Source organism: Skermanella sp. (assembly GCF_059503625.1).
The window spans coordinates 1-2131 of sequence record NZ_JCACHA010000510.1; the positions used below are offsets into that span (position 1 = coordinate 1).

General features: G+C 54.9%; 2 protein-coding genes. One reads left to right on the forward strand and one right to left on the reverse strand.

Annotated elements, in window-relative coordinates; translation table 11 throughout:
• Positions 1-138: 138 nt before the first annotated feature.
• The gene (locus AC5JJ6_RS10960; protein WP_496042064.1) at positions 139-657 is read right to left on the reverse strand and encodes an RNA polymerase sigma factor; all 519 of its coding nucleotides are present in this window, start codon (positions 655-657) and stop codon (positions 139-141) included.
• A 619-nt stretch (positions 658-1276) separates the two neighbouring features.
• Here AC5JJ6_RS10960 and AC5JJ6_RS10965 point away from each other — a divergent pair.
• Positions 1277-2131: hypothetical protein (locus tag AC5JJ6_RS10965; RefSeq protein WP_496042065.1), on the forward strand; the 855-nt coding region annotated here is incomplete at its 3' end.

Consider the following 2131-nt stretch of genomic DNA (forward strand, 5'->3'; position numbering starts at 1 on the left):
GAGGAAGATTTTCTCCGACAGGCAGTCTGGAGGAGTTCCGCCCGGAGGATTTTTCCATCTCGCTTCCGGGACAGCCCGCCCAACTTTTTTACGTGATCACTGGATACCCGCACATCTCGGCAGTTTACAGGGGGCTGTTCATAGGTCCTGGCCGGCAACTGATCGGCGTGACGGCATGTCAATCATCCGGGAAAGCGCGTGGCGCCCACGGAACAGGCGGCTCATGACGGTGCCGATGCGGATGCCGAGCACCTCGGCCGTTTCCCTATAACTGAAACCCTCCAGCGCTACCAATGTTACAACCGATCGTTGTTCTTTTCGCAGGTCGAGAATTTTTCGTCGGACACTTCTCAGCATTAGACGGTCCTCAAAAACCATAGTGCTGCGATAGTCGTGTTCTGGAATTTCGCTGACGAGTTCGGTACTGGGCGGCAACTCCCGCTCTCCCTCCCAGGCATTGTTCATCACCGAGTACAGCCACGCCACGAGAGGAGTCGCAGGGTCCCGCTGGCATGCCTGACGAATTGCCCTTTCGCAGGTGATCTGGACCAGATCATCGGCTCCGTCCTCCGTTCCAGTGAGAGTAAAGGCGAAACGCCTCAATTTTAGGTACAATGCCGGCAGGGCATCCCTGACATCGTCTTCGGCTCTTTGCATTTTTATTTTCCACCGTCGAGCGTGTTTCTACCTTTCCTTGAGAAAGACGACTCAGAGCGGTACTTAATCCTGATTGTGCCTCTTTTCATAAGAGGTAAGACTGTATGGCGCCACAGGTCCGTCACATCCACAAAGGAGCTTCGGTCACGGACTGCTTTTCAGATCATCTCAGTGGATCCAAGCTTCACACACTGAATATCGCCGGTTTGGTTTTCGACGAAACCGCCGCTATGCCTATGGGATCTATCAAATACCCTATGTATGCCTAAAGTCCAAAATTAGACTGTATTCCGGTGAACTTGGAATACCTCTCTTGGTTCAGAAAAAATCAGGAATATTGAGCCGCCGCAATCGTCATGTCAGGGAAAGACAGTAACAGGGGAGGCAAGGACTGCGCTTTTGCCGCAAGGGAGTAATCCACCACATGTCATGACGTGTGGATGCTCACACCTTTTTTGCCAATGATCTAGGTGTACACGGCAAGCACTTGATCTCCTGAAAAGCTCCGATCATGCCGCCAGGTGTCCGATAGCAGTATCTGCGGAAACGGGTGCATGAAATTCAGAAAAATCTCTCTAACCACTGCGCGCCCGCTGGGAGCGACACCGAGGATTTGCCTATGCGTAGTCTGACCAAGATGCTCGTCCTGTCCACCGCCCTGCTGTCTCCGGCAGCCATACTTTCCTACTCTCCGGCTGCATCCGCGCAGACGCCACCGTTCGCAGTGAGTGAAGTGGAACTCGAAGGCAGAATCCAGGCATTCGATCTCAATGCCAGGACCATGACGGTGATGGGCACTGTTGTCCGCATTCCAGACGATGCGAATGTGAAGATCTCGACCCCGACCAACCCGGACATTCCTTTTAGCGAAGCAGTCAGGGGCGAAATTCCGGGCAAGCCGGAAGGTTTCTTCAACGGCACCGCCATCGTCATCGGTGAAAGCAACGGCGTTGTTGTTACCGCTTCGGACATAGCGCTGAACCCTGAGGAGAACGTGGCACTGGGATATATTACCCAGAACAGCGGCGGCTCTCTCAAGATCGATGGCATGGAAGTTGTCCTGATGCCGCCCCGCTCCGGTGCTGCTTCCTTCCCTCCGAACAAGGCGCCATTTGATGAGCGCGTTCCGGGTAACCCTCTGAAGAACGATTTCGGTTTCCCGCTTGCCCGCAACAGCATCGTTCCGGGCACGCCCGTCGCAGCAGAGGGCTGGTGGTCGGACAGTGATAAAAAGCTATACTTGTGGGATCTCGAGGTGAGCGGCGGCACGGTTGCCAATGAAACGCTGCCCAAGATCAGTATCCTGCGCGCCCAGTGCCGGGAGCGCGCACCAAATGAAATCGAAATTGAACTCCGTGGCGCGACCTACCGGGGAACGAATACAACACCTACGGCTGGCGTCGAGGTCTTTCGGGTCGCCGGCGATGGCTTCGTTAGGTTCGTCTACCCGATCAACGTAACCTCGGTTCCCGAT

Coding starts and splice junctions, on each gene's coding strand:
- AC5JJ6_RS10960 (WP_496042064.1), bottom strand. CDS start 657: ATGCAAAGAGCCGAAGACGATGTCAGGGATGCCCTGCCGGCATTGTAC.